The organism is Lactiplantibacillus mudanjiangensis, from assembly GCF_005405385.1.
Taxonomy (GTDB): domain Bacteria; phylum Bacillota; class Bacilli; order Lactobacillales; family Lactobacillaceae; genus Lactiplantibacillus; species Lactiplantibacillus mudanjiangensis.
In genome coordinates, this window is sequence record NZ_BJDY01000003.1 from 533,136 (window position 1) to 554,435 (window position 21,300).

Consider the following 21,300-nt stretch of genomic DNA (forward strand, 5'->3'; position numbering starts at 1 on the left):
CGAGATGGATGGTTCTTTTTCGCTGATAGTGAATTAGGTTATTTTAAATAAAGTTGTTGTAGTTTTTTTATGTCGTGATTCGTTAAACCAATCCCTTTGATCAGAAAATTATGCATTGAGCCGTAATCTTTTTTGATTAAATGATATGACGTATTGAGATAAGCCACTTTAACATCATTCATCTCTTTGGCCCGTTGATAAGTTAACGACCCTTTCTTTATCCCTTTGGCAGATAAGGCAGCGAGGGCTTTTTTATTCGTGGTGGCACGAAACTTGTTAGAAAGTAGGAAGTCCTTGTTGATGGTTTTACGATCAACACCTAAAGCCGATAAAACTAGGACTGATCCCATGCCGGCACGATCTTTCCCGGCGGAACAATGCCAGAGCACGGCCTTGTTTTTAGGATTGGTGAGCAGAAATTTGAACAATTGATGATAAGCTTTGCGCGACGTTTTGGTCGTTACGAATTGACTGTAGGTCGTTTCCATGACTTTAGTGCCAGACTCGGTTTTACCAATTTTTGAAAATTGATGCATGACCGGATCAAAAACGTATTTAACACCTTTGATCTTAACATCAGGTGATTTTTTCGCTTCAGCATCGGTGCGTAGATCAATATCGGTGGCTAAGTGATAAGTTTTAACCAACTTCTGCGCATCTTTTTTGGTTAGGGTGTTCAAAGCGGCCGAACGTAATAACTTGTGCTTCTTGATAGTCTTACCGGATTTAGTCCGATAACCACCTAAATCACGGACGTTAATGGCACCTTGTAACTTAATCTGTTTTGCTTTTGGTTGCTTCGCGGTCTTAACCGTCGTCGCTTTTTTGGTCGCCGCGTTAGCCATTAATGGCGTAATGGCACTAGTTCCGGTTGTAATACCGGATAAAGCAAGCATGGCAATAATCACTGATCTTTTCAATGGATTCCCCTCCAATTAAAGAATAGCTAAAGCATAACAGTTACATGTAAAGCTCATATATCTATTTGGTAAAGATTATGTAAGGGGATTAGACCGGGTAAGTTAAAAAACGCGCCAAATGTTGTGATATCAACATTTGGCGCGATTCTCGTGAGCTTTGATTAAGATAAAGCTTCTTTTTTAGCTTGTTCGACTAAGAGATTGTCAACGATATCTTGCAAACTGGTTTTGGCTAGTCGAGCCTCGGCTGCAGTTTGGGCATCCTGATAATATTGTCGTAAGACCGTTTGAATGTTACCACCGACAATGCAGTCTGGATTCGTTTTAGGATCAACTGAGAAAAGCGGCTTGTCTCCTTCAACGGCATAAAAGATAGCCAGTAGCGAAATTTGATCAAGTGGTTTAGCCAAAGTGGGTTGAGCCGAACCAGGGACTGTTTTGATTAGTCCAGCCTGTCGTAGTTTACCCATTAAACGGCGAACGACGACGGGACTGGTTTCAATGCTACTGGCGATGAGATCACTCGTTAGATGTTGTTGATCGTAAATCTTGAGAAATGCCAATAGATGAATGGCATCGCTGAAACGTGTTGAAACCCGCATTTGATCACTTCCTGTAACTGTATTAATTACTGTGATTATACGATATCCAGCTATTTAAAGCAATTGTCAGGACTAATCAAAAAAATCATGTAACTTTTCAAAAAAACTTGTCGCTTATTATCAGTAAATCAGTTATGATGTGGGTAATAAATTGAGCAGTTACTGCAAAAAGGAGTTCGAACATGAGTGAAATTGAAACCATCCAAGCCTATTATGCGGCCTCGTTGGGAAAGGATGGTCAGATTACCAAAACCCAACGCAAGATTCTATCTGCAGCGTTAGCCTTGTTTGCCGAGAAAAGTTACGAAGAAGTGGGGACCCGTGAAATTGCTGATCGAGCAGGGGTTGCCGAAGGAACTTTGTTTCATAATTTTACTAATAAAAATGGGATCTTGAAGGCCATTATGCAGCCAATCGTTCAGAATATTTTGCCAGCCATGCTCAATGATCTGGATGAAGCCGTTCTGGCTAGCAAGACGCAAACGTTGAATGCGTTTGTTGTTGCCTTAGTGACTGATCGCGTGAAATTCGTGGCTCAGAATCGCGCGTCACTAGAAGTGATTTTATCGCAATTTTTCAATAACGCAGCTGACCGGGCAGCGGTGCTCGGGATGGTGTCGCCGAGTGTTTTACAACAAGCCGAGGTCGTGATGGATCGGTTGAAAGCGACGGGCGAATTAGTCGATTGGCCGAACACGATGATTTTGCAATTATTATTCTCAACGTTGGGCGGTTATTTGGTGAAACGAGTTTTGTATACCGAGACAGCGCCAACGGATGATGAGACGACGATTCGGTATCTCAGTGATTTCTTAGTTAATGGTCTCAGCCCACGCCGAATGCCGCTATTACTAGAATAGCCGCACTGAAAAGGCGTTTTAGGAAAGCCGAAAAAATAAATGAAAATAGTTGACTAATTTATTAATGATGCTATACTACCTAGTGGAATTAAAGTGACCGCTCAATATGTAACTGAGCAGTCACTGTTGAGGATCACAGTAGTCCACAACCTGAATTCTAAACCAATAGAAGCGAGGGTGTCATCATGAAAAAACTAGCAAAAACGAAGGATCGTTCAGCGATGGTTGCCACTAAGGGTAGTACCGGCATTCATTCGTCTGGGTCTGATAGTAAGAGTTTGGACGAAGTTAATGGGAGTATCCGTGTTCCCAAGGATGCCAATTTCTGGCGTACCTTAGTGGCCTATACGGGGCCAGGGGCGTTAGTTGCGGTTGGTTATATGGACCCTGGTAATTGGATTACGTCAATTGCCGGTGGGTCACAATATAAATATGCGCTGTTATCAGTTATTTTACTTTCAAGTTTAATTGCGATGTTATTACAAGCAATGGCTGCCCGGTTGGGGATTGTGACGGGGAAAGATTTAGCACAACTAACCCGTGAACGGACATCTAAAGGGATGGGTATTTTTCTTTGGGTCGTGACAGAATTAGCCATTATAGCGACTGATGTGGCCGAAATTATTGGGTCCGGGATCGCGTTGAAGTTATTATTTGGATTTCCACTGGTCGTCGGGATTTTAATTACGACCGCTGATGTTTTGATCTTATTACTCTTAATGAAATTAGGCTTCCGTAAAATCGAAGCAATTGTCGCCACTTTAGTCGCTGTGATCTTGTTCGTCTTCTTATACGAAGTCATCATTTCACAGCCAAACGTCCCTGAAATGTTAAAAGGGTATGTGCCAACAACCAGAATTGTCAGCAATCAATCCATGCTATATCTGGCTTTAGGGATTGTTGGGGCCACGGTTATGCCACATAACTTGTATCTAGGGTCATCAATTTCGCAAACGCGGGCCGTTGATCGTAGTGATGAAAAAGAAGTGGCTAAGGCCGTTAAGTTCACGACGATTGACTCTAACATTCAATTATCAGTGGCCTTCGTGGTTAACAGTTTGCTCTTAATCTTAGGGGCAGCGTTATTCTTTGGGACTAAGGGTGACTTAGGCCGATTCGTTGATTTATATAACGCATTAGGTAATAGCAAGATTGTTGGTTCCATCGCCAGTCCAGTGCTTAGTATGTTGTTTGCGATTGCGTTGTTATCTTCAGGCCAAAGTTCCACGATTACCGGGACGCTTTCCGGGCAAATCATCATGGAAGGGTTCATTCGGTTGAAGATGCCACTCTGGGCTCAACGGTTATTAACTCGGTTAATCTCCGTTACACCAGTGCTGGTTTTCGCCATTTACTATCATGGTAACGAAGCAAAAATTGAAAACCTCTTGACGTTGTCTCAAGTCTTCTTAAGTATCGCGTTACCATTCGCGATGATTCCACTAGTGATGTTTACAAGTGATAAGAAGCTGATGGGAAACTTCAAGAACCGCGAGTGGGTTAAATGGACGGCTTGGGTTATCACCGCGATCTTAATTGTCTTGAATATTTACTTGATTTTGCAGACCGTTGGGATTGTGCACTAATTAAAATTTAAAAATTAACGTCAAAGATGTCATTTGAAATTGAATGGCATCTTTTTTTATGTAAACCAAGCTAAGGCCTGATTAGCGAGCGTGGTAATCTTCCAAATCTGTTATCCAGCCCAAGCGAGCGCTACCGGCGTCGGCTGCAGTAGATTAGCAAGTAGTGGTAGAATGCCACGATCAAGATCGTAGAGGTCCGTAATTTTAGCGGGTGGTGTCAATTGTTGTGCGCGTTGCAAGAGCGTTGATTGCGTGTAAACGGTATGATGACCCGCAATCGTGAGGGTAGCTTCAGGCGTTTGTACGAGACTAGGGGCTAGGTCTTGCACTAAATAAGCAAAGTTAGGCGCTGTGTTAAGAATTAGGGTCAACAGACTGACCTGTTGTGGATCGAGTTGAGTGGCTAACTGCTGTGTTGAAGTTGGTGTATAAACCATGGCGGTGTAGTGGTCGTTAACTAGTGATGGTTTGGTTGTTGGTGCCGCCAAGGTGATATTAATGCCTAACTCCCAACTTGCGAGTAAGACGATCGGGAGGGCTGCTGAATTATCGAGACTGACGAGCATGTTTTGACCAGCAGTAACGGCTTGTTGTTGTAGACTGCTTTTACATAAGGCGATGTCTTCTAAGAGATCGGCACCGGTATACCAAATACCTTGTGTCCGACTCTTAATCAACGCTTCTTGACGATGTAATTGAAGTTGGGTGGTGATTTGATTGGTTAATTCGGACATAAGCACGACCTCCTAAGAAATTGGTTTAAACAGTAGGTTGGTATTTGCTCTTATTTAAACTTTGAGCACTAGTATCAACAGTTGCGAGAATTTGGCTTTGGGTCGTCTTGGTGATTAACCGAGTTGGTTTAGGGGTCAAGTTGTGTCGGCTAGGCGTCGTGCTACTAGTAGCTAAGTTAGTGTCGCGGTTGACTTTGTTAACAAGGGTCGTTGATGTTTGGTTAGGGGTCGTATTAGTGGTGGTATCGGCTAAGGCAGTCCCCGTGGTAGCAAATAAGGTCCCGGCAGTTAATAAGGTTAATGTCACTTTAGCAAATAAATTTTTCATAATGATCGAACTCCTTTTAGTTGGTTGATTTAAGTTAGTTTTTTAAGTTAAGCAGTTGGTAAAATCCAGTCGTTAGAGAGTAGTTGGTGGAACTTACGACCCATCGGCACCCATAATTGGTTCTTACATAAGTCACGAGCGCTTTCCCAGAAGAGCGGGTCGCTAAGTTGGTCGTCACTCAATTTAATTTGAATGTAGTCACCTTGTTCAGTCTTAGCAATGATTAATGGGTAAACCACTTTAACGAGGTTGACTGCGGTGATATTTTTAATTTTTGGATCGGTATCAAGTAACATTTGATTAGCTCCTTGCTTTATTGAATGACTTTAGTTTACCGACTATTGGGTCTTTCAACTACCGAGTTATCGTAAGCATTAAATAAGAATTTCTTAGAAACCAACTTATGTTTAGACAAAACGACCGTTAAACCTGATTAGATCAAGGTTTAACGGTCGTTTATCTTTTTTAGAAAGTTATTTTTCACCAAAAACTAGTTATTGACTTGCCACCTACTGTTCACCCACATTGAGCCGGAACGCTGTGGGTGGACCGGTTCAGCCAAAAAGCGGTCTGAACCGTCGTTTTGAACCACCCAACCCGTGTTTCAAAAGCGCCGAGCTCTAAACGATAAATCGCTAAGAGCCCCCCACGGCTGGGCTCAATGTGAGCTCACTCTCGGTTAAACTAGTGGGTTAACTAGCAATAAGAAACTAACCGGAGCCAGCCAGTGATGGCGCCGGCCGTGACGACATCGTTAGTCCGGTGATTTTTCCGGGCTTACGATGTGGACGACTTTTGAGACTAGCGGTTTAAGCTAGTCTCAAAAGCGAGGTGGAAGCCCGAACTTTGGCTGGAGCCGGTCCCACCGCTGGCAGAATCACTGACTGGCGTAGGTGGCTAAATTAACCTAACACTTACCAATAGTTGCAAGACGCTTACCATCATCGTTATCTCGTAACCTGTATTTTTTATGTGGAAGATTGAGATTAACAAGGGTTACTTTTTAAGTTCCCAGCGAACAGTAAAGATACTCCCACGTGGTTGGTTGTTGGTAATCTTGATGGTGGCTTGATTAAGGGCCACTAGCTGTTGCACGATGGCCAAGCCAAGGCCACTACCTTCAATGGCCTGTGAACGTGACTGATCAACGCGATAGAACCGTTGGAAAACGGCGGTTTTTTGATCATCAGGAATCCCTTCGCCATGATCAGCGACGGCGAGTTCGATCGCATCGTCAGTCTGGTGTAAGCGTAACGTGATCGGTTGATCCACCGGTGAATATTTATGGGCATTGTCTAATAAGGCTACGACAATTTGTTGTAACATATCGGCGTTGCCTTTAACGTGAATGTTTTGGTCAATCTCTAATTGTAGCTTTTGCGGAGCGAGTGATGGCTGATAATGTTCACCAAGTTGTAGGACTAAATAAGATAAGTCTTGATCGCTGAGTTCAATTTTGGCGCGATCAGCCCGTGATAAGTGAAGTAAATTTTCAATTAAATGCTGCATCCGCAATGATTCTTCATCAATGAACGCTAATGATTCGGGAATAACCTCTGGATGTGAGTCACCACGGCGACGAATAAGGCTTAAGTTACCGCGAATCGCCGCAATCGGTGTTCGCAATTCATGTGAGGCATCCGAAATAAATTGTCGCTCATGTTGCAGTCGTTGATTTTGAGCCAACAATAAGTTATTAAAAGCACGGCCTAAGTCATTAATTTCACGTGGACTTTCGGGGATCGTTAATGTTGGTTGATCGGCTTCGGGGTCATTGGAGGTATACTCAGTTTCGCGTAATAAGGTCACCGTTGGCGTACTTAATCTAAGCGCCAAACGATGAGCCCACCAAGTGCCTAATGCCGAAGCGGCAAGCATGACGATAATAATGAGCGCAATCAAGACCAGCAGACTGTTGATTAATCGTCGCAAGCTCACCCATAGTTGGTACGTATTTTGTCCGTCTTTTTGCGTATAAGCTAAGAAAAGGCCAAAACCGCGTACATAGACCAGACTACCAACGAGTTTCGTTTGGCGTTTGGCAAAAAAAGCTTTTGACGAGGGTGACGTCAAAATAGTGCGCTTAGATTTTGTCGTCGTGGTTAGGGTTGTTTTGTTAGTAGTGACGCGAATAAAGGCCGGTTGCTTCGTATTACGGGTAGTCGAGTTATTCCAATGAATAAAACTAGGCACATCTTTGATGTTGGCTTGATTCAAGCTAGTCATCAAGTCACGAGCTTCGCGGCTGGTGCTCAAGGTTTGCTGTGTCCCGACAATAACGAGAATGACGACACTAATGATTAACGTAATCAGTAAGACGAGCCGGCGAATCTCTTGATTAATCAAGCGTTCATAGGTTGGTGCAGTTGCGTTATTTTTCGCCATTGGCAATCGACTCCCTTAATTTATAGCCGACCCCGCGAACTGTTTCAATTAATGGCACGTCGTTATCGGGATCAACTTTATTACGTAAGTAACCAACATAAACATCGACCACATTTTGCTGTCCGAGAAAATCTGCACCCCAGACTTGATCGAGGAGCTCATCACGGGTGAAGACTTGGTCGGGATGGGCTAAAAAGAATTGGAGTAAATCATATTCACGATGGGTGAGCTGAACGTCCTCATCGTTACACGTGACCCGATGTGCTTTGGTATCCAAGACCACTTGATCTAATTGGTAGACTTGGCTAACCGCAGTCTGATTTTCAGCGCGCCGTTGGATGACCCGGATACGCGCCAATAATTCTTCGATTTCAAATGGTTTAGTAATGTAGTCATCGGCGCCGTTATCTAAACCGGCGACCTTATCACCGACATAATCACGGGCAGTCATAATGATAACGGGGACTTGATCATGTTTGCGAATGCGGCGTAAGACCTCCATCCCGTCTAATTTGGGCAACATCCAGTCCAGCAGGATCAGTAGTAGGTCGTTTTTGTGGGCGTCGTAAGTCTCAAGGGCGGCGAGACCATCATTAGCGACCACAACGTTAAAATCTTCAAACTGAAGCTCTTTCGTTAAATAGCCTGACAAACTCAGTTCGTCTTCAACAATTAAAATGGTGTTTTGCATGGGGAACCTCCTGGTGACGTTATAATTATCCTTATTATAGCTAAAAAAGGCGAGTAACTGCGTTAAAGCCCATTATTTTCAAAAAAATGTCAAAATTAAAACTGGTATCAATGAGACAAATACCAGTTGTTCAAACTAATGCGTATGAAATTGTGGATGCAACATTTTGGGATGATTGTGATCATGGCCATGGTATTGAATGAGCCAGTAATCATTCTGCGGTAGTGAATATCGAGCGATAATATGCGCTACCGTGAAGCGAACAACGTCAGCGTTGGCATTTGTCCATAAACGCCATGTTGGTAGTTTGGCTGAATAGACCCGTTCCCAGGAACCCAGATTTTGTTCGGCGGCCGATAAGGCGATCATTAGATCAGTTTGCACATTGCCAGTGAGTTCAATTAGATAACAATATTTTTGATGATGAACGGGTTCGGTCTTGATCATGTTGGCAACTCCTTTACTTCCGGCGCTAGTTTGAACATCATACCGGATAATCTTTTATCAATATAGTACATCGGTTTGACTAATAAACCTAGCATTTTAAAGCCGCTGTTACTAAAATGTAATAATTCTAGTTGCAATTAAAAAAGTTCAATAAAAATCCTTGACCTGAAACGCGTTTCAGCGCTTATAGTTAGACTATCAGCTGAGAGAGGAGCTGTTTGAAATGGAGACAGGCATTTTAAAACAAATTGATTTGAAAACCCGATTCGCACAGTATTTTTTTGTGGCGGTTGAACGCCAAGCTGATCAATTGAAAATTTGGTCAACACAAGCTTTTAAGCCACTAATGTTAACGGTTAATATGCATGACTTACAAGTTCATCAGGAACATGCTGAAGCAGCACTAGCTAATAAGAAATATGAATTCAACGACAATACTGGCGGTCTAATTTCACAATTGGCGACTTGGCAACAAGCGATGACTTACTAATGAATTAGATTTATGAAGCGCTATTTAATGAATGTAAAGTGAACGAACAAACTAAAACCCACAGACAACAGTTATCAGTCGTTGTCCGTGGGTTTTAGTTTTATTCTGTATACGTAATAGTGTCGAGGCCATTAGTATCGTAATTCAAATTGGTGGTGCCATCATAACTACTATTTAAGGCGTTCAATTTGGTTTCAATATTACTTATTTTTTCAGCTTTAAGCCCTAATTGGCTGCGAATGGCATTGGAAGTTGTTTGTAACTTTGCCGTGCTGGCAATCTGATAGGAGCTGGTATTGATCCAGGCAGGTGTCTCGATCAATTGGTGTGACACAATGTGCTTGGTATTTTCGTGATCTTTAGTGGCCAAAGCGACTAGATCATTAAAACTCAAATCGGTACGTAAATTATTGCTTAATGAGGACAATAATTGATTGTAGCGGGCTAACGTCTTGGTATTAGCTAACTTAGCTAGAACGGCTTTCATGACTTGTTGTTGACGTAATTGTCGACCATAGTCACCACGAGGATCTTGATAACGCATTCGGGTGTAAGTTAACGCTTGCTTGCCATTCAAATGATGTCGCCCCTTGGTAATCGTGATGTGATCATAGCTGACTTTCATTGGGCTGGTGATGGTTACGCCACCAACGGCATCAACAATTTGTTTCAAACCACCCATATTTAAAGTTGCGTAATAATCAATCGGAATGTTTAACAGCTTGCTGACGCTCGCTTTAGCCATCGTCGAGCCACCAATGTTGTAAGCAGCATTGAGTTTTTGAACGTTGGTCGTTTTAGTGCCGACCATTTCAGCTAAGGTATCGCGAGGAATACTCGTGATCACGGTCTTTTTAGTTTTAGGGTTGATGGTGACAACCATAATGGTATCTGAATTACCTTTCGTGATTCGACCATCCGCGCCAGTATCGGTCCCTAATAATAGAAGACTAATTGGTTTACTGGTATTGACATTATCGGCACTGGTGCCGGTGTAGATTTTAGTTTGATAGCGATTCTGTGCTTGATGAACTTGGACCCCGATGGCAATGGCTAGCGTAACTAGTGCTAACCCAATAATCAGCCACAGTAGTCCGTGTCGTGAACGTCCCATATGTTGCATGATGCACCCCTCTTTTTTTAAAACTAAGATTTAGCATACTGTTAAAATGGGTGGCTGGAAAATACTAAAATTAAGTGTAGGCAATTAAAAAATAAAATACCAATGCTCGTATTCAATAGGTCAGTATCTAAACACTTGCTTAAGATTGTGGGTCGAATAATAGTTAGCGCTTTATTTTTGGCTTATACTGGTATTGTCTAGTTAAACAAATCAGTTATTAATAAAGTGAGGTCTTGAAGTTGACAGTTTTTAAAGCTTTTTCAGATGACGATATCATTGCAGATTTAAAGGCCAACGTCACGGATGGTCAAGTCTTGACGGATGCTGACACCTTGCAAAAGTTTTCTTTTAGCAAGAATTTAAGTGATGATGACAGTGGGTTGGCATTAGCTTATATTGAAGCTCATTCAACCAAAGATATTCAAGGTACCTTAAAAACGGCACGGAAATTCCATTTGCCAGTGGTGCCACAAGCACAAACAACGAGTACCGTTATTGGTTCCGATGGTATTGCTGGTGGCTTAATCCTATCTACGGCTAAAATGAATCGAATTTTAGAGATTAGTAAAGAAGATTCTTTAGCCGTTGTTGAACCTGGGGTCGTTAATGGCGATCTTGATAAGGAAGCTCGGAAACAAGGCATGTTTTATGCGCCAGATCCTGGTTCAAAACCAATATCTGGGATCGGTGGTAACGTGGCGACCAATGCTGGTGGCATGAGTACGGTTAAGTATGGCGCGACTAAAGACAATGTCTTAGGCGTTAAAGTTGTTTTAGCTGATGGTCGCGAAGTACAATTCGGCGGTCGGACGTTAAAGCAGGCCTTTGGCTATGATTTAACGCAATTAATGGTCGGTTCAGAAGGCACACTAGGGATTATTACCCAAGTAATCGTTAAATTATTACCAATTCCACTTGGGACCCCAGTGATGGGGATGGCGTTCTTTGATAATATGACGGCCTTAGCTAAAGCGGTCACTGCCATTCGAATCTCGGGCGTTTATCCAACGATGCTAGAAGCTTTGGACGGTAACACGGTAATTGCCTTGGATCGTTATGAAAAGACGCATTATGCTGATAATAGTGGGGCCATGTTGATCTTTAAGTTAGACAATGGTGGCGAAGCAAGCATGCATGTGGTTGAAGACCTATTAGCTAAGCATCAAGCCAATCATGTGACGGTAACAACTGAACCAAAAGAACAAGCTGACTTGGAACAATTACGGCGAGACATGTTACCGGCCGTCTTTGCCGGTCAAAACCATATTATGGAAGATATGGCCGTACCGTTGTCACAATTGGCACCCTTAATGGATTATATTCAAGCGATGGGGCAAGACTTAGGCGTGAAGATTTATACTGCCGGCCATGCTGGTGATGGTAATGTGCATCCAACTTTAGTTTGGCCAAAAGAGGAAACTGAAGTCCCAGAGGCGATTATTAAAGCGTTACAATTAATGTTCCATAAGACGTTGGCGCTTGGCGGGACGATTTCTGGTGAACATGCGATCGGGATGTTGAAGAATCAGTGGAATAACGCTGAACTAGGCGAAGATGTTGATCAGATTCAGCATCAGATTAAAGCCCTCTTTGACCCAATGGGATTGTTGAATCCAAAACGTAAAATTAACTAGCTAGGTTATGATTTGCACCGATGTTTTATAACCGTTATGATTAATTAGTGAGCTACTTTTGAAATTTAGGAGGAGATTACTTGGCACCAAAGACAACCAATATTCGCCTTGAATTTGACGCTGAGGTCTTACGTAATGAGATTTTTGACGTGATTGATTTTGCGAGTTTTCAACGTTTTTGGCAGCGCTTTGACCACTTCTTAGCTGATCGCATGGTTTGGGGACACCTGAATGTGTTAGACGGCCACGGGTTAATTCCTAGTGAATTCGAAGACGTCGATGGTCAATTATCGTATCAAGCCGGCGAGCAGACGTATCAGATTGCTTATGATCAGTTGGTACGTGAGTGGGTAATTTCGGTCCAATAACTAAAGCTAAACTGGCATTTGAGAGCAAGTGTTTATTATAGGAGCGAAAAAATAAGTGAGTAAATCAACAGCGCAACCAGCTGGCGACGATCCGTTTCTACCGGCACCGCCCGAGTTATTACAAGCAGTTGATCAACTCCGGGCGTATTCCTTACGATACGAAGTCGCGATGAAGTTGGTTTTAGACAAGTTAGATTATATTAGTCAGGAATATGCATTGCGCTATGGCTATGCGTTAATTGATAGTAAACAGTCACGGATCAAGTCTCCCGATAGTATTGTGGGAAAGTTACGTCGTAAAAAGCTACCATTGACATTTGAAGCTGTTTTTAACAATTTACATGATATTGCTGGTATTCGGTTAATTGTGCGATTTGTGAGTGATATCAAGATTGTTGAAGACTTATTAGCGACACAAGCTGATATCAAGGTTTTGAAAGTGAAGGATTATGTGCATCATCCCAAAGCCAATGGTTACCAAAGCTTGCACCTCATCTTGGGCGTGCCGGTGTACACCGTTGATGGTCCTAATATTATTGAAGTCGAATTACAAATTCGGACGATTGCCATGAATTTTTGGGCATCGCTAGAGCATGAGTTAAATTATAAGAAGAATGTGCCTGATCAAGTGACGCTTCAGCGGTCCTTGACGAAAAAGGCGCGGTTGATTACGAAGTTAGATCAAGAAATGGATGATATTAAGACGCGGATGTATCAACAACCACCGACGCCTGAGTCCTAATAAAAAGCGCCAGTCAGCGACGAACTTGTCACTGACTGGCGCTTTTGATGAATAACGGTTGAAGTAGTTTAATATTTTAAGGCGTAAATACTTTCACTAAGAACCAACTCATGTTAGGTTTAAAATGTTGGTTATGATTAATTGAAATATTTTAGGTTTAATAACTAACAATTATTTATTTGATTGTGATTCTGGTGGTAAGTCAGCAATTGCTTTAAAGGGTTTACCGCGATACCACCAGTCATTAATGAAGGCTGCAAGGGTTTCTGGTGATTCTTGAAGATCCGTTTTTAGCCAGTATCGGACAACGCCAACGATGCCGTTCAAATAGTACTCGAACATATACTGACCTTCACGAGCACTGATATTACCAATAAGTGATTGATTATGTTCGAGAATTTCACGTTTGGTAGTGGCGATGAAGTGCATGAGAAAGTCTTGGTCTGTTGTTAGGATGAACGATGTTACGGCATGGCGTTTTTTGACGATTTCAAAGATCCCCGTTAAAATCGCGCGTAATGAATCAGGATGCAAATGTTCGTTAATGACGGCTAAAAGTTCCTTAGTCGCATCTTGTTCCATGGTGTGCATACAGTCTTTGACGTCATCATAATGGGCATAGAACGTCCCCCGGTTAATGTCGGCCATTTTACAAACGGCCGTCACTGTAATCTCATTCAACTCTTGATGTTGTAAGAGTTGAATAAGGCTATCTTGAATTAATCGTTCGGTCATTTGTGCTCGACGATTGTTTTTTGTACCTACCACTTTAATTTCACCTCATTATTTGAACAATACGCCATTAATTGTTTATTTAATGACGAAATTATGAAAATTGTTGGTTGATATTTCATTCGCTTTCAACTAACATATTGTTATTATTTAAACATATTGTTGATTAAATGTCACGATGTCGTTTTAGAATCTGAATTAGGGAAGGGATATAGATTGAAAGGGAGCCGTAGACGCTTTAGTATACAGGCGGCGATTTGGTTAGTGATTATGGTGGCGGCCATTTTCCTATTACCAAACGTTAGCACACTGGTTCGTGATAAGGGCCAGACGCAACTACCAAGTAGTGCGAAGAGTCAAGTTGCGCAAGTGATTCAAAACCATTGGGGGCGTAATCAAAATAATACGCGTCAAGTGGTTGTTGTCTTTAGCAATGGCAACTCACCATTAACTGCTGCACAAAAGGAACAGATCGATGGGACGATCCAACGTTTCAAAGTGCAAAAGTCGAAGTATCATGTGAAGTCCATGACGGCCGCCAGCGATAATGCGGCCGCTAAGAAACAATTGATTTCAAAAGATAAGTCAACTGAATTACTACAGTTAATGGTTGGTAAAAACCAAACAGTCGAAAATATGACGACCAACATTACTGAAGGGGCCAAGACGAGTGGGGTTAAAACCTACATTACTGGGAGTGACATCTTAAATGATGACTTTACCCAGGAAACGGAAGCCGGGATTCAGAAGACCGAAATTATTACGGTTATCTTTATCTTTATCGTTTTAACGTTAGTCTTCCGGTCACCAATTACACCGTTAGTGTCATTATTGTCAGTTGGGGTCTCGTTCATTATTTCGTTGAGTATCGTAATGAACTTAGTTGATAAGTTTAATTTCCCACTGTCAAACTTTACGCAAGTCTTCATGGTCGTGGTCCTCTTTGGGATTGGGACTGACTACAATATTTTACTGTTTGATCAATTCAAAGAAGAACTCAGTCATGGCGATAGTCCAGTCGCCGCGACTGGGCGTGCATTAAAGATTGCTGGGCGGACAATCCTCTATAGTGGGTCTTCACTATTAATCGGGTTCTCAGCATTAGGATTAGCAAACTTTTCAATTTATCGTTCAGCCGTTGGGGTTGCGGTCGCCGTGGCGATCTTATTGTTAGTTTTATTAACTTTAAATCCATTCTTCATGGCGTTACTCGGACCACGGTTGTTCTGGCCAAGTAAGAAGTTTGCTGGTGGTAGCACGAGCAAGATGTGGCACGGTATTTCAATGGGGTCAGTTCGTTATCCCTTGATTGCCTTGCTTGTTGTCTTTGGGGTGTCATTACCATTTATTCTTACTTATAATAGTGAATTAAACTATGATACGTTGGCTGAATTAAATGATACGATTCCAGCCAAACAAGGGTTTAAAGTCGTTCAAAAGCATTTCTCTAAAGGGACGGCGGAACCATCAACGTTATATATCAAGACGGATCATGCCTTGAATAACGAGAAAGACTTGAAAGTCATTGATAACTTGACCAAGCAATTGAAGAAGGTCAAAGGTGTCAAAACGGTGGCATCTGTCACCCAACCAGGTGGTTCAGAAATTAGTGCACTTTACTTGAAGAGTCAATTAGGCACTGTGACTAGCGGGATGAAGACCGCTGGGAGCGGGTTAAGCAAGATTAGTAGTGGCTTGGATAGTGCTAATTCTAAGTTGAAGAGCTCAAATATGTCTTCTGGGGTTAGTGGTGCGAAGAAGTTAGCTACTGGTGCTAAGAGTTTGAAGGCTGGGATCGTTACTTATGCTAATGGTGTTTATACCGTTAACAATGGTTTAGATCAGTTGAATAGTAAGACCGGAACGTTATCTAGTGGGGTTAATAAACTAGCAAGTGGTGCTAGTCAAGTTAGCACCGGGTTGAATACGTTGAACAGTAAAACTGGAACATTGGCAAGTGGTGCTAGTCAACTGTCTAGTGGTGCCAGTCAATTATCCAGTGGTACTGGTCAATTAGTTACTGGTTCAAGTCAGTTAAAATCTGGATTAGTTACGTATACTAATGGTGTTTACACGGTTAATAGCGGTTTGAATCAGCTTAATAGCAAGACTAGTTCTTTAACTTCAGGAATTAGTGAACTATCTAGTGGAACGAGTACGTTATTTAGTGGTACTCAATCCTTAACTTCTGGTTTGGACACATTAAACAGCAAGAAATCAGCGTTAACTTCTGGAACATCAACGTTAACTTCTAGTGTTGCTCAATTACAAACTGGAGCTTCACAAGTTGCTAGTGGATTATCTCAATTAGAAGCACAAGTTAAATCAGCAACTAGTTCAGCAGATACGTCACAACTAGCTACATTAACATCGAGCTTAAATAAACTGAATACAGAAATGCAAAAATTAGTAGATGCTTCTGGTACAGTTAGTTCTAGTGTGTCATCGATCAATACTGCAGCTGAAACTTTCAGTAATTCACAAAGTGCAATGACGACTGATATGGGCACGATTAAGAGTGCTTTGATGAGTGCGTCTAGTGCCGATGCGGCTGGGACTACTTCAACCAGCACAACTAGTACAAGTGTTAATGCTAATGCAGTTGCTTCGGCAGCCATTGCGGCAGCTGGATCTTCAGCAACATCTGAAGAAAAAGCAGCGATTTCTTCAGCAGTTACATCACAAGTCAATGCGCAAAATAGTGCCAATGCTAGTTCAACTAGCTCAACTGCAACAACCCGTGCAAATTCATCTACCACAAATGCGGCGGCTGGTTTGCAAGCGTTGAGTGATTTACAAACACAATTAAGCAGTTTGTCATCAGCTACGACTCAATTGAAGAGTTTGAGCACTAGTTTAAGTAGTTTATCTAGTCTCAGTACTTTAGCTCAAGGCTCAATTACGGCAAATAACGCTTCCTTACAAGCAATTAGTAAGTTAGAAGAAGCAATTACTGGGATGCAACAAATTGAAGCTGCTTTAACAGGTAGTGGGTCACAAACTGGTTTAGTTAGTGGTTCTAGCCAAGTATCTGAAGGCTTAACTAAACTACAAACTGGGACACAATCAATGGCTAGTTCGTTGAATGAATACACTAATGGTGTTGCAAGCGCTGCTTCTGGTGCCAACAAACTTAATACTGGTGCTTCAAAATTAAATAGCGGTGTTAATACTTTGAGTTCACAGGTGCCAACATTAACAAGTGCTATCAGTGCTTTAGCAACCGGTACTAATAAATTAGCCAATAATTCTGCTTCTTTAAATAGTGGTGCAGGACAAATAAATAGCGGTGCTGTTAAATTAAATAGTGGTGCGGCTCAATTGGCCAGTGGTACTAGCAAGTTAAACGCACAGGTGCCATCATTAGTTAGTGGTGTTAGCAAGTTAGCAAGCGGTGCTAGCCAAGTTTCAACTGGAATGACTAGCTTACAAAGTCAAATTCCTACGTTAACAAGTGCTATCAGTGCTTTGGATGCAGGAACTAATAAGTTAGTTGCTAGTTCAAGCAAGTTAACGAGTGGTGCAAGTCAATTAGCTACTGGTAACCAAACGATGTACACGACGTTACAAAGTCTGGTTAAGCAAATGTCAACCTTACAAAAGGGCTTGGCTTCTGCAAGCACTGGGACGAAGAAAGTTAATAAGGGTGTCAAATCAGCCAATAGTTACTTAACTGGCGTGAAAAATTCTGATGCTGCGAAGACTTACTACGTACCTAAGAGCACGTTGAAGGGCAAGACTTATGCGTCAGCGTTGAAGGCTTACATGTCTGGTAACAACCATGCCACGAAGTTGACGATTGTCTTAAACGATAATCCAAGTTCGAAGACGGCGATGAACCGGATTTCAGCTATTCAAACGCAAGCCACGAATACCTTGAAAGGGACTGTCTTAGACGGTGCCACGATTGCTATTGGGGGCCAAACTTCGGAAACGAATGATACCCAATCAATCGCTTCAAGTGACTTCATTCGGACGGCCGCGATTATGTTAGTCGGGATCTTAATTGCTTTGATGTTCATCACGCGTTCGGTCTTACAACCGTTCTACATCTTAGGAACATTATTGTTAGCCTACATTATGTCCTTAAGTATTACGCGGATGTTGAGTAACTGGTTCTTAGGTCAAAGCATGTTAACCTGGAATACACCATTCTTCGGATTCATCATGTTAATTGCCCTTGGGGTCGATTACAGTATCTTCCTGATGATGAAGTATCGTGAATTCGATAATTCTGCTGCAACGCCAAGCACACGAATTGTTCGTGCGGCTGGTGTGATCGGGGCGGTTGTCTTATCCGCTGCCTTGATCTTGAGTGGGACTTTTGCCGCCTTGATGCCATCGGGTGTCTTGACCTTGATTCAAGTGGCAATGGTCGTCATTATTGGATTGGTGATCTTAGTCTTTGCCATTCCAGCGATTATTCCTAGTTTGATTCGCTTAACCTACCCGTTAACGGATCGGATGGAGAATGAAACAACTGCAGATAAAAAAACGAAGCGTAGTCGCAACTAAAAATTAAAGTAACTTTCAGTAGTATGTTATTGTTAAGTTAACTGGCGGTGCCGGTCGTAATCATCAGATTGCGGCGGGCACCGTTTTCTTTTAGAGAGGGTGACCAAAATGCAACGATGTGACTGGGTTGGCGACAATGAACTCATGCAGGCTTACCATGATCAAGAATGGGGTCGGCCACAACATGAGCCACAAAAACTATTTGAATTATTGTGCCTAGAAACGTACCAGGCTGGGTTGAGCTGGCAAACGGTACTCAATAAACGCGCGGCCTTTCGCGAAGACTTTTATCAATATGATATTGATAAAGTGGCGGCAATGACTGATGAGGATGTTGAACGTTTGTTAGGCGATGCGCGGATTATTCGGCATCGGCAAAAGTTAGTGGCAACGATCAATAATGCCCAAATGATTCAAACTTGGTCGACACCGCAGTCCTTTAGTGACTGGGTATGGTCATTTGTGGATGGTCAGCCGATTCGTCAAGCTTGGGCGACTGCGGCTGAAATACCGTCGACTGATGAGCGGGCCAAACAGTTGTCAAAGGCGCTTAAACAGCATGGATTTAAATTTGTGGGTCCAACAACTATCTATTCATTCATGCAAGGTGCTGGGTTAGTCAATGATCACTTACAAAGTTGCGATTGGGTCTAAATTATAAAATTAATATTAAAAAAAGTCTGTCCGATTGGTCAGGCTTTTTTTGTGCGATGAAATAGGAATGAGAGCGATTTTATAAAAATCGGTCTATCCGTTAGGGGCAACCTAATTAGGGCTATTTAATAAATTCGATGATATGGGCATTGCTTAATAATTTATTGAGAATAATCAAGGCGATGATAACTGGTCTTGTATAAATTTATACTTATGAAATATATAGGATTTTAAATTGAAATGATTGAAAAAATTTGCTAAGATACTGTCGTTGAGCTAGTGCCGGTGACGTATGGAAAATAGTTAGGAGAAAAATCATGCAGAAAGTGTATTGGAAGTGGTTACTGTTTATTATTGCTAGTCTGGGCATTCTAAAGGCAATGACACCGGCACAAGCAGCGGTAAAGACGCCCAATGGGTTATCGATGGAGAATCTATTTGCTCCCGCGACATTTAATAATAATAGCGCTCAGTTACTACCGGGGCCTGTTCATGGTTCGGAAACCACACAAATCATTCAATTGACGAATGCAAAAGATCAAGTTGGTGGCGTTTGGTCATTACCGGGTAATGAGTTTGACTTAAATCAAGATAATCACATTTCAATGTGGATCAAGATGGCGGATGCAGTCAAGAATGCTGGTGAAGGGATGGCCTTTGTGCTGCATAACGATCCGCGTGGTCGGTCGGCCGTTGCTCAGGATGAAAACGGTAAAGGTAAAGGTGAGTCGCTAGGCGTTTGGGGAATTGATAATGATAAACGTGAAGATGATGTTCGTGAGATTGCCAAAACGGCTATTCAAAATAGTTGGGCATTGGAATTTGATAACCATTTGAATCAGAGTAAAAAGAATGGTCGGGGTGACTCGTTTGACCGACAATTGAAAGGACAACATATTGCCTCAGATTATCCAGGCGATTATCATGCCTATGTGCAACAGGAAAATGAGCACATAATCCTTTCAGATAAATTCCGTTACGAAATGCGCCATCAAACGAACGTGGATCGAATTTACTTTACAAATGGTCAATGGCGGCATGTTAGTTTAGATTGGCGTGCTGAAACTCATGAAATGACCTATGAGTTTGATGATATTGATGTGAATGGCAATCTTGGTCAATCGCACTTTAAACAAGTCGAAACGATTGATACTAATCAATTTGCAAGTAAGGATGGCAAACTAACCTGGGGTATGATTGGGACAACTAGTGAAGTTTTTCAACCGCAACAAGTGATTTTTGATGCGGTACCCAATCTGATTAAAGCCAAAACGACCTTAGCGATCACCAATGAAACGCAAAAAAAAGAAGTTAATACCGGCGCACGTGTGCGGGCGACTGATCACTTGAAGTATGCTTATACCGTTAAGTATCGTAGTGGGTTACAAAGTTGGTCAGATATTGAGGCTGATCTTAATTTGCCGACAACTGTTGATTGGTCAAGTGCTGAGATTAAATATACGAACGGTAAGACGCAAAAATTGGATAAACCGACTGATCAAAATGTTAAAGTGAAACTTGACCAGCCATTATCTAAAGATAATCAGTTGGCAGTTATCATCTTTCGGGGTCAGGCGCAAGCGGTGACCGCCGTAACACCGATTACATCAATGAATAATGTGGTACAAACGCATAAGCTTAAGACCGAAGTGACAGCGCCAAGCTACGACTTGATTCCGGCGCGTGGTTTGGAAGTCACCCCGGCTAAGATAACTTATCGTCAAAAGAAAGGCCAATCACTGACGATCGGCGGTCAAGTCAAAGATACTTTACAGCATACGCCGTTAGCTGTAGATGATGTTAAGGTGACAGCATATTTAAAAGATCAAGAAATCGGACACACTGTTTTGAAAACGGTCGATGGTCACCAAGGTGACTTTGAGATGAAGTTAGATACGCGTGAATTAGTGGTTGGTCAGCACACGTTATCATTACAAGCAGTGGATCGCGATCAACATGAATCGGAAGTGGCAAAAGTGACGATTGAGGTCATTGGCGGTGAGTTAGCGTTTCAAACGGTCGGGTCTTCGGGAACTTTTGCGCCAGTCAAATTAACCGGTAAAACGCAAGCCGCGATTCGGCAAGCTGATTGGCAATTAAAAATCCGCGACGAGCGTGGCAGTGGCTCGCGCTGGCAATTAAAAGCGACCGCGTCAGAATTCGTGAACGAAAAAAAGCAGGCGCTACGTGGAAATGTCTATTATCGTCATCAGAACCATGATCAAAAGATCGGGAGTGAAGCGATCATTGTCGATGAACATGCCACTAAAAATGATGAAGAGACGCATGACGTGATTGATTGTTGGGAACATGAAGGATTAATCATGAAGACAAATGCGGGAGCTGTTTCAGGTAATTATACTGGGACTATTAAGTGGACATTAGCTGATGCCCCGTAAAAACCGTATCCAGGCTGTTCGGGAAGGTAATGACTCCGAACGGCCTTTTTGGTGTCAGTTTAACCCAATAACCACGCTGTTAGCTGGATT

The 21,300-nt window shown here is 42.2% G+C and carries 19 protein-coding genes; 9 read left to right on the forward strand and 10 right to left on the reverse strand.

The features are described 5' to 3' along the window. Nucleotides 1–38: 38 nt before the first annotated feature. Complete coding sequence (locus FFM84_RS07245) at nucleotides 39–920, reverse strand: tyrosine-protein phosphatase (protein WP_130844282.1); 882 nt, start codon at nucleotides 918–920, stop codon at nucleotides 39–41. 161 nt (nucleotides 921–1,081) lie between these two features. Next, a complete protein-coding gene (locus FFM84_RS07250; RefSeq protein WP_130844281.1) occupies nucleotides 1,082–1,522 on the reverse strand; it encodes an Rrf2 family transcriptional regulator in 441 nt (146 codons plus the stop codon). Nucleotides 1,523–1,704: 182 nt separating this feature from the next. Here FFM84_RS07250 and FFM84_RS07255 point away from each other — a divergent pair, with 182 nt between their 5' ends. Both FFM84_RS07255 and FFM84_RS07260 read left to right on the forward strand, forming a co-directional pair. Continuing rightward, on the forward strand, nucleotides 1,705–2,382 hold the full coding sequence (locus FFM84_RS07255) for a TetR/AcrR family transcriptional regulator (protein WP_130844280.1): 678 nt from the start codon (nucleotides 1,705–1,707) through the stop codon (nucleotides 2,380–2,382). Between the two features lie 221 nt (nucleotides 2,383–2,603). Further along, nucleotides 2,604–3,968, forward strand: a complete 1,365-nt coding sequence (locus FFM84_RS07260) for an Nramp family divalent metal transporter (protein WP_130844738.1) — start codon at nucleotides 2,604–2,606, stop codon at nucleotides 3,966–3,968. 110 nt (nucleotides 3,969–4,078) lie between these two features. On the opposite strand, the gene FFM84_RS07265 is transcribed toward FFM84_RS07260, so the two are convergent. The 6 genes from FFM84_RS07265 to FFM84_RS07290 form a co-directional block, all read right to left on the reverse strand. After that, nucleotides 4,079–4,702, reverse strand: a complete 624-nt coding sequence (locus tag FFM84_RS07265) for a hypothetical protein (RefSeq protein ID WP_130844279.1) — start codon at nucleotides 4,700–4,702, stop codon at nucleotides 4,079–4,081. Between the two features lie 25 nt (nucleotides 4,703–4,727). Then, the gene (locus FFM84_RS07270) at nucleotides 4,728–5,030 is read right to left on the reverse strand and encodes a hypothetical protein (RefSeq protein WP_130844278.1); all 303 of its coding nucleotides are present in this window, start codon (nucleotides 5,028–5,030) and stop codon (nucleotides 4,728–4,730) included. 47 nt (nucleotides 5,031–5,077) lie between these two features. Further along, nucleotides 5,078–5,326 (reverse strand): hypothetical protein, encoded by a 249-nt coding sequence (locus FFM84_RS07275; protein ID WP_130844277.1) that lies wholly within the window; start codon nucleotides 5,324–5,326, stop codon nucleotides 5,078–5,080. A gap of 700 nt (nucleotides 5,327–6,026) precedes the next feature. Then, a complete protein-coding gene (locus tag FFM84_RS07280; protein WP_130844276.1) occupies nucleotides 6,027–7,415 on the reverse strand; it encodes a sensor histidine kinase in 1,389 nt (462 codons plus the stop codon). Further along, the gene (locus FFM84_RS07285) at nucleotides 7,402–8,106 is read right to left on the reverse strand and encodes a response regulator transcription factor (protein ID WP_130844275.1); all 705 of its coding nucleotides are present in this window, start codon (nucleotides 8,104–8,106) and stop codon (nucleotides 7,402–7,404) included. Before FFM84_RS07285 ends, FFM84_RS07280 begins: the two co-directional genes overlap by 14 nt. 135 nt (nucleotides 8,107–8,241) lie before the next feature. Then, nucleotides 8,242–8,553 (reverse strand): hypothetical protein, encoded by a 312-nt coding sequence (locus FFM84_RS07290; RefSeq protein ID WP_130844274.1) that lies wholly within the window; start codon nucleotides 8,551–8,553, stop codon nucleotides 8,242–8,244. A 223-nt stretch (nucleotides 8,554–8,776) separates the two neighbouring features. Here FFM84_RS07290 and FFM84_RS07295 point away from each other — a divergent pair, with 223 nt between their 5' ends. Next, a complete protein-coding gene (locus FFM84_RS07295; RefSeq protein WP_130844273.1) occupies nucleotides 8,777–9,043 on the forward strand; it encodes a hypothetical protein in 267 nt (88 codons plus the stop codon). Between the two features lie 100 nt (nucleotides 9,044–9,143). On the opposite strand, the gene FFM84_RS07300 is transcribed toward FFM84_RS07295, so the two are convergent. Continuing rightward, on the reverse strand, nucleotides 9,144–10,157 hold the full coding sequence (locus FFM84_RS07300; protein WP_371852222.1) for an LCP family protein: 1,014 nt from the start codon (nucleotides 10,155–10,157) through the stop codon (nucleotides 9,144–9,146). A 248-nt stretch (nucleotides 10,158–10,405) separates the two neighbouring features. Here FFM84_RS07300 and FFM84_RS07305 point away from each other — a divergent pair, with 248 nt between their 5' ends. From FFM84_RS07305 to FFM84_RS07315, 3 genes are all read left to right on the forward strand, one after another. Beyond that, nucleotides 10,406–11,800 carry an FAD-binding oxidoreductase gene (locus FFM84_RS07305; protein WP_130844271.1) on the forward strand — a complete coding sequence of 465 codons (1,395 nt, stop codon included), beginning with the start codon at nucleotides 10,406–10,408 and terminating at the stop codon, nucleotides 11,798–11,800. 80 nt (nucleotides 11,801–11,880) lie between these two features. After that, complete coding sequence (locus tag FFM84_RS07310) at nucleotides 11,881–12,168, forward strand: hypothetical protein (protein ID WP_130844270.1); 288 nt, start codon at nucleotides 11,881–11,883, stop codon at nucleotides 12,166–12,168. Between the two features lie 55 nt (nucleotides 12,169–12,223). Further along, nucleotides 12,224–12,910 (forward strand): GTP pyrophosphokinase, encoded by a 687-nt coding sequence (locus FFM84_RS07315; RefSeq protein WP_130844269.1) that lies wholly within the window; start codon nucleotides 12,224–12,226, stop codon nucleotides 12,908–12,910. Nucleotides 12,911–13,081: 171 nt separating this feature from the next. Here FFM84_RS07315 and FFM84_RS07320 read toward each other — a convergent pair whose 3' ends face one another. Continuing rightward, on the reverse strand, nucleotides 13,082–13,678 hold the full coding sequence (locus tag FFM84_RS07320; RefSeq protein ID WP_130844268.1) for a TetR/AcrR family transcriptional regulator: 597 nt from the start codon (nucleotides 13,676–13,678) through the stop codon (nucleotides 13,082–13,084). Between the two features lie 180 nt (nucleotides 13,679–13,858). On the opposite strand from FFM84_RS07320, the gene FFM84_RS07325 reads away from it, so the two are divergent. From FFM84_RS07325 to FFM84_RS07335, 3 genes are all read left to right on the forward strand, one after another. After that, nucleotides 13,859–18,157, forward strand: coding sequence for an MMPL family transporter (locus FFM84_RS07325; RefSeq protein ID WP_130844267.1), 4,299 nt, complete (start codon nucleotides 13,859–13,861; stop codon nucleotides 18,155–18,157). A gap of 108 nt (nucleotides 18,158–18,265) precedes the next feature. After that, complete coding sequence (locus FFM84_RS07330) at nucleotides 18,266–18,811, forward strand: DNA-3-methyladenine glycosylase I (protein ID WP_130844266.1); 546 nt, start codon at nucleotides 18,266–18,268, stop codon at nucleotides 18,809–18,811. A gap of 317 nt (nucleotides 18,812–19,128) precedes the next feature. Next, a complete protein-coding gene (locus tag FFM84_RS07335) occupies nucleotides 19,129–21,210 on the forward strand; it encodes an L-type lectin family protein (RefSeq protein ID WP_130844265.1) in 2,082 nt (693 codons plus the stop codon). Nucleotides 21,211–21,300: the final 90 nt, after the last annotated feature.